Origin of the sequence: Nitratidesulfovibrio sp. 1201_IL3209 (assembly GCF_036763125.1) — a bacterium.
In the GTDB taxonomy this organism is placed as follows: domain Bacteria; phylum Desulfobacterota; class Desulfovibrionia; order Desulfovibrionales; family Desulfovibrionaceae; genus Cupidesulfovibrio.
The window spans coordinates 1-6,690 of record NZ_JBAIYT010000059.1 but is presented as its reverse complement, the minus strand read 5'-3'; the positions used below and the strand labels follow the sequence as shown (position 1 = coordinate 6,690).

Annotated in this window: 5 protein-coding genes; all 5 read right to left on the bottom strand. The window is 64.9% G+C overall.

Annotation, left to right across the window (positions count from 1 at the left end; translation table 11 throughout):
* Positions 1–79: 79 nt before the first annotated feature.
* The 5 genes from V6B97_RS16860 to V6B97_RS16840 all read right to left on the bottom strand — a co-directional run bounded on the left by V6B97_RS16860 (position 80) and on the right by V6B97_RS16840 (position 6,359).
* A complete protein-coding gene (locus V6B97_RS16860) occupies positions 80–808 on the bottom strand; it encodes an HD domain-containing protein (protein WP_333507683.1) in 729 nt (242 codons plus the stop codon).
* 74 nt (positions 809–882) lie between these two features.
* Positions 883–2,409, bottom strand: a complete 1,527-nt coding sequence (locus V6B97_RS16855) for a lipopolysaccharide biosynthesis protein (protein ID WP_333507682.1) — start codon at positions 2,407–2,409, stop codon at positions 883–885.
* A gap of 235 nt (positions 2,410–2,644) precedes the next feature.
* Positions 2,645–3,316, bottom strand: coding sequence for an acyltransferase (locus tag V6B97_RS16850; protein WP_333507681.1), 672 nt, complete (start codon positions 3,314–3,316; stop codon positions 2,645–2,647).
* A 126-nt stretch (positions 3,317–3,442) separates the two neighbouring features.
* Positions 3,443–5,125: an LIC12162 family transferase gene (locus V6B97_RS16845; RefSeq protein WP_333507680.1), complete on the bottom strand. Its 1,683-nt coding sequence runs from the start codon at positions 5,123–5,125 to the stop codon at positions 3,443–3,445.
* Positions 5,126–5,294: 169 nt separating this feature from the next.
* Positions 5,295–6,359: an N-acetylneuraminate synthase family protein gene (locus V6B97_RS16840; protein WP_333507679.1), complete on the bottom strand. Its 1,065-nt coding sequence runs from the start codon at positions 6,357–6,359 to the stop codon at positions 5,295–5,297.
* Positions 6,360–6,690: the final 331 nt, after the last annotated feature.

Sequence of the window (6,690 nt, the reverse complement as noted above, 5' to 3'; positions counted from 1 at the left end):
CAGGCTGCTCGCTCGCGGGCCAGAGGGTATCGGAACGTAACAACCTTCATCACCATGATCTACCTGATCGGAGCGCCCATCACCCAACTCTTGGAGGCGTGAATTCCACAGCTAACGTCGAAGACCCGAGAATTCTTAATGAATTAATAAGGCGTTTGTAATCAAAGAAGCCATATCGCACTCCAGCGTGGTATGAATCTCGAAGGAGGTAATCTATCCTGTCGGCACCAAAAACTTCCCCTGTGACTATTTCCGAAAGGATGCTCTCCCATGTCGTAAATTCTACGTCCGGTCTGAATTCGGAAACCTCCTTTTTCCCGATGGCAATTTTTGCAACATGGATAGGCTTGATGTGCATATCGTCAAATATTGATGATATGTAATCACTGTGAATGATATCCCACGTTAATCTTTCATGGTTATAGCCATCAGGAAGCAATTCCTCTGCTCCATGAGAAAATGGCATATGGCCGACATCATGAAGAAGGGCAGCCATGCGCAGGACTTTTCTCCAGTATTCTTTGTCATCGAGAAAATCAGGCATGGATTGGAGTGTTTCATTGGGGAGAAGGGAAATATATTCATCTTTGGTAAGAATTTCAAAAATTTCAGACGCAATATGCATTGTGCCTAAAGAGTGTTCAAAACGTTTGTGAGTTGTCCCAGGATAAACCAAATAAGTTGTCGCGAGTTGGGTTATGTGTCGCAATCTTTGTACAGGTGGAGAGTCAATAGCTTTTCTTTCCAGGGATGAGCAAAGGATAAACGTGTGGATGGGGTCTCTGAACTCGTGTGATGTTTTTATCATACGAAGAACTCGCGTGGGTAAATGTAGAAAAAGTACGACCAGCGTAGTGTTTTATTCGGAATAAGGAAACTGGGCTACCTCCGGAACCGCCCCAGCGCCCGGATGGCCAGCCCGCGCAGGTCCTGCCGGGTCAGGCCCACCAGTTGCGGCACGGCCAGCACCGCCCCGCCCACCAGCGCGGAATAGACCACGCCGGACACGAAGAAGCGCACGATGTCCCGCACGTCCCCCAGCCCCACGGCCATGGTCAGGCTGCGGCAGGCCCATGCCGCCCCGGCCAGAAAGGCCAGGCACAGCGCCTGATGCGCCACGTTGCGCAGGTAGTTCAGGGGGATGATCCGCGAACTCATCCACAGCATGAAGTTCACGGACAGGAACTGGACCAGCACCGTCTTCACCGCAAGGCCCATGGCCCCGAGGCCGAAGCCGAACTTGTCCGCCGGGGCCAGCAGCAGCCACGACAGGCCGAAGCCCAGCACGTATTCCGTCACCGCCATGTTGCGCATGGTGCGGGTGCGGCCCGTGGCGTAGAACACCGAGCCCGCCAGTTGCCCGTACGCCTGGTGCACCGGGTACAGGGCCATGATCTGCACCGGCAGGATGGCCGCCGCGTAGTCCGCCCCGCCGAAGATGCGCACCACCGCCGGGGCCTCCATGGCCGTGAAGCACGAGAAATACCCCGCCACCGTGAACAGCAGCGGCGCGAAGCGGTCCATGAGCCGGCCCATTTCCGTCCGGTCGCCCTTGCCCCAGGCAATGGACAGTTCGCGCATGACCAGCGGCGTCATGGCCGAAACGAACAGGAAGCAGGCCATGCCCACCTTCTGCGACAGGGCGAAGAACCCTTGCTGCGCGCTGCCGTTGAAGGTTTGCAGCAGCCAGCGCTCCGCCACTAGGAACACTGTGGACGCCAGCGCCTGCACGAACAGCGGCGTGCTGTAGTCCGCGAATTCGCGCGTGTAGGCCCGCCGCTCGTCCCGCGCCATGCGGAAGGTCACCGTGGGCCAGCACCCGCGCAGGACCATCGCATAGCCCACCGCCAGCGCGATCAGGGTCACGTACTGGTGCGCGAACAGGGTGCCCATGTTCAGCCAGCCCAGCAGGAATAGCGCCAGCAGCGCGCCCACGCTGGCCAGGTTCAGCACCGTGCGCGAAATTTCGCTGGATACCGTCACCCCCAGGGCGTCGTTCATGGACCGCAGCACCCGGCCCCACCAGGTCAGGAACGCCCACAGCGCCGCCAGCGGCACGATCCACGCGGGCACGTCCGGCAGCAGCCACTGCCCCAGCCCCGGCACGAACGCGGCCAGCGAGAACAGCATGGTGATGGCCAGCACCAGCGCCGCCACCCGCACGTAGAACGACACCAGCCCGAATTCCTGCTGCCGCCGCGACAACGCGTTGTAGAAGCAGGTGGAGGTGCCCATGTCCAGGAACCCCGCGAACTGCTGGAACATGTTCGTGGCAAAGCTGTAGTTGCCGTACCCCGTGGGACCAAGGGCGCGCGGCAGCACCGCCTCCATGGTCAGGTACACCGGGATGGACGCCACGTTCGCCAGCAGCTTGAACGCGTATCGCTTGGCAAGGGTTTGTTGGGTCATGGGGTGGGGCTGGTTGGGGAAGAGTTACCGGGGGAAGGGACCTTTGGCGCGCTGCGGTCCTCATCCGTAATGCTCGAAGACTCGCATAACGGCTGAGGCAAAGGTCTCCTTCCCCCGGACCCCCATCCCCCCAAATTTTTCAAATGGGGTGATGGGAGCGGGAAATATATCGTGCGTATGATGCGCGAGCGCATACACCGCATCGGGGAAAAAGAAAACGAGGTCGGCGCGGGGGCTACGGCAACTGCCGTACCACGCGGGCGGGCACGCCCGCCACGAGGGTGGCGGGGGGCACGTCGCGGGTGACCACGCTGCCCGCGGCCACGATGGCGCCGTCGCCGATGGTCACGCCCTTCAGGACGATGCAGCGCATGCCCAGCCAGACGTTGGCGCCGATGGTCACATCGCGGTCGCGTTCGCAGGCCGGGGTGGTCAGGCGCGTTTCCGGCGGCCATGGCGCGTGGAAGTCGGAATCGGTGATCACGCAGTTGGGGCCGATCATGGTCCCCTTGCCGATGCGGATGGCGCGCGACCGGGCGGTGATGGCGGTGCCGTTCATGGTCACGCCGTCGCCGATCAGGATGGCGGCCGACCCGGCAAAGGTGCGCAGCCGGGTGGGCGCGTGGATGGTGGCCGAGGTGCACCGCCGCGACGAGGAAATGATGCCCACCCCGCGCCCCAGTTCGATGCGGCTGCCCGGCCAGCGTTGCAGGATGATGGCGCCGCAGCACTCGCATCCGCCGCCCAGCCGCACGCCGAACAGCGCGGCCTTCAGCCGCATGCGCACCGTGCCCCACAGGCAGGATGCGTTGCGGTGTACGGCCATGCAGCCGTAGGACACGATGTCGCGCGGGGTCAGCCCTTCCTCGCGAATCTTGCGCAGCGCCTTGGTGATGAATCCGCCCATCTCTGGCTCCTTCCCGGGCCGCGTTACCCCCCAATTGAAAAGTTTGGGAGGGTGGGGGTGCGGGGGAGGGAACCTTTTTCAAAATGTTGCCTCCCCCGCAAAGTCATTTGTCTTTCTGCCCTTTTCTTACAACCCGCGCAGCGCGTCCAGCCAGATGCCGTTGATGCTGCCGGGCGCGGTCAGGGCGTACTGGGCGCACCAGTTGCGGCGGGCCTGCTGCACGGGTTCGCTCTGCCACCAGCCCTGCACGTCGGGCCAGATGCGACAGATGTGCGCGGCGGCGGCGTCGGGCGTGGCGTGGTGGATGCCCACGGCGGCAAGTTCGGCCAAGGCGGCGGCGGTTTCGCGTCCCACGCGCCAGTGGTCGGCGTTCCAGTACAGCACCGTGGGCGTGTTGGCGGCCATGGCCAGTTCCAGGGTGGTGCCGTGGTGGTCCAGCACCAGCAGGCGGCAGCCCAGCATGTGCTCGTCCAGGCTGCCTTCGCAGCGGCGCACGTCGGCAAAGCGGCGCAGCACCCACGGGCCGTCGTCCAGGCCGCTCATGGTCTTGAAATAGGGGCGGTACAGGGCGGACGCGCGCACGTGGTCGGGCAGGGCGGCGAGAAAGCGCGCCTTGTCGTGGCGGTACGACAGCCATTGCAGCGGCTGCGGCCGCGAGTCCAGCCGGTACGAGAGCAGGCTCATTTCCGCGCCCACCAGCACCAGCGCGCCGGTGCGGTCCACGTGACCGTCCCTGACGTGGTCCAGCTGGCCGTGCGGCAAGGGCAGGAAGTTGCCCCGGAACGGCGCATGCCTGGTCCAGCCCCAGGTGACGAAGGCGTGCTGGCGGTATTCGTAGTACGGCACCACGGCGGATTCGCGGATGTGGCCGTAGTTGCCGCCGTGCTGGATGAACACCAGCCGCGCCCCGGCGGCGCGGTCCAGGGCCACGCGCATGCGGTAGGCGTCGTCGTGGTACGAGGCCACGTTGACCACGCGGGTGCGCGGGCGGCGCTGCCGCACGGTGCGGGGCAGGCGTTCGCTGCACAGGGCGCGGGGAATGGACGGCAGGATGATGTCGTCCGGCTCGAAGCGCCATACCGGCATGCGGCCCTTGAACTGGGCCAGGGGGATGGTGCGGTCCTCGCAGGTGCGCGGCCCCAGCAAGGCCATGGAAAAGGCCAGCGATTGCAGCGTGGAAAAGCCCTTGATACGCGGGAACGGCAGCGCGTACAGCAGCCGCCGCGCCAGCGCGCGCAGGCCGCCCTCGGCGGGCGCGCCGGAATGGCGGACGACCGGCTCGGCATGGATGGCGCGCCACGCAGCGGGCAGTTGCGGCTCAAGGATACGCGAGAAGACCCACCAGTTGAACAACTGGTCCTGCGCGCCCGCCAGGATGAACTGGTGGCTGTCCTCGAAGGAGAAGGCGCAGTCGCCCGGCAGCAGGGGGACGTCCAGTTCCTCGGCGCCCCACAGGCGGATCATGTCCTGCACGCGGCGCTGGCGTTCGTGCAGCATCTGGCAGCACAGGGTCAGCCACGGGTACAGGGTCAGGTCCCAGAAGTCGCGCGGCAGGTCCGCGCCGTGGTGCGCGCCCAGGCGCAGGGCCAGGTCGGGGATGCGCGAGATGGCGTAGCTGTTGGCCTCGTCGATGGCGGCGGCCACCTCGTCGCCGTCGGCGTAGGGGTCGGGGCCGAAGGTGAAGCGGGCATCCCAGTCGGGAAAGGCGTCCTCGCGCCCGTGGAAGCACCACGGCCCGGCCATCAGGTGGGTGTCGGGCGCGGCGTCGTCGGGGGCGATGGCAAGGACAAGGGTACGGCGTTGGCTCATGTGCGGCTGCGCGCGGGGCGCGGTGTTTCGTGAAGGCCCGGCGCTTCGGATGGTCCGGCGCGCCGGGCGGTCAGGTGCGTTGTGCGGAACACGGAAGGCGGCGCGGCCAGACGTGCCCGCCTGACAGGCCCGCCTGACAGGCCCGGCCGTCTGGCGGCTGTCCGTCCGCCTATTCCAGGTGGCTCCACTGGAGCACGGTGTCTTCCTCGATGTCGGCGCGGGCGCGCTTGCCGAGCACCGCGTCGATGTCGCGCGGGCTCACGCCGTGGGCCGGGCGCTTCCAGGTCAGGTCGTCGCGGGTGACCACCGCGCCCGCCGCGATGCGCCGCGCCGCCACCAGACTGCGCCGGGCGTTGCGCCGGGCCGGGTCTTCGGAGGCCAGCGCCGAGATGGCGAACGGCCCCACCATGGGCAGGATGCGGTCGAGCGAGGCGTTGAAGCGGGCCAGGTCGTCCATGTCCATGGCGTGGTAGTGGTCGTTGCCGGGCAGGGTCTTGTCGTGGGTGAAGTGTTTTTCGAGGATGCGCGCGCCGAGCAGGGTGGCCACTTCCAGCACCTTCATGTCGCGGGGCAGGGTGTGGTCAGAGTAGCCGATGACGTGCTGCGGAAAGTGCTGGCGCAGCGCCGGAATCATGCCCAGGGCCGCGTTGGCGTCGTCCGTGGGGTAGTTCAGCACGCAGTGCAGCAGCGCCAGCGGGTTGCCCTTGGCCTCGATCCACTCCACCGCCTCGGCGATCTCGTGCAGGTGCGCCGCGCCCGTGGACAGGATGATGGGCTTGCCGAAGCCGCACAGGAATTCGATGAACGGCTTGTTGGTGATGTCCGACGACGATATCTTGTACACGTCCATCATGTCGTTCAGAAACTTCGCCGACTCCACGTCGAACGGCGTGGATAGGAACTCGATGCCCGCGCTGTCGCAGTGCTTCTTCAATGCCTCGAACTCGCCCTTCCAGAACTTGTCGTGCCGGGTGAACAGCTCGAACTGGCTTTTGGTCGGCTCCTTGGTGGTGTCCCAGTAGGCCGGGGAATCCTTGGACGCCAGCGTGGCCGCCTTGTACGTCTGGAACTTGATGGCGTGCGCGCCGCCCGCGCAGGCCTCGTCCACCAGACGCCGGGCAATGTCCATGCTGCCCTCGTGGTTCACTCCCGCCTCGGCAATGATGTACGGACGCTGGACGCCCGCGCGCGCCGCGCACGCAGGCCTGGTGGTGAATATCTCGGTCAGGCGCATGGTTGTGCTCCTTGTGGTTTTGCGGTGCAAGATTCGATTTTCCGGGGGAAGGGACCCTTTGGCGCTCTGCGGTCCTCATCCGTAAGGTTCGCTTAGCTCACCTAACGGCTGAGGCAAAGGGTCTCCTTCCCCCGGACCCCCATCCCCCCAAACTTTTCAAAGGGGGGGGTGGGCCGGGGAAAGCTGTGTTGCTGCCTGGAATACCCTGTGGGTGAAAAGGAACCGGGCGGGTTTCCACGACTCTGATGCAACGGACCAAAGGAAAGTTTTTGGGGAAGGAGGGAGGGGGTGCGGGGGAGGGAGGAAGCCCCTTTTGCAAAAGGGGTTTCCA

What these genes read in the sequence shown, in the direction of transcription:
- V6B97_RS16860 (WP_333507683.1), bottom strand. Translation starts at nt 808, where the DNA reads ATGATAAAAACATCACACGAGTTCAGAGACCCCATCCACACGTTTATC.
- V6B97_RS16855 (WP_333507682.1), bottom strand. Translation starts at nt 2,409, where the DNA reads ATGACCCAACAAACCCTTGCCAAGCGATACGCGTTCAAGCTGCTGGCG.
- V6B97_RS16850 (WP_333507681.1), bottom strand. Translation starts at nt 3,316, where the DNA reads ATGGGCGGATTCATCACCAAGGCGCTGCGCAAGATTCGCGAGGAAGGG.
- V6B97_RS16845 (WP_333507680.1), bottom strand. Translation starts at nt 5,125, where the DNA reads ATGAGCCAACGCCGTACCCTTGTCCTTGCCATCGCCCCCGACGACGCC.
- V6B97_RS16840 (WP_333507679.1), bottom strand. Translation starts at nt 6,359, where the DNA reads ATGCGCCTGACCGAGATATTCACCACCAGGCCTGCGTGCGCGGCGCGC.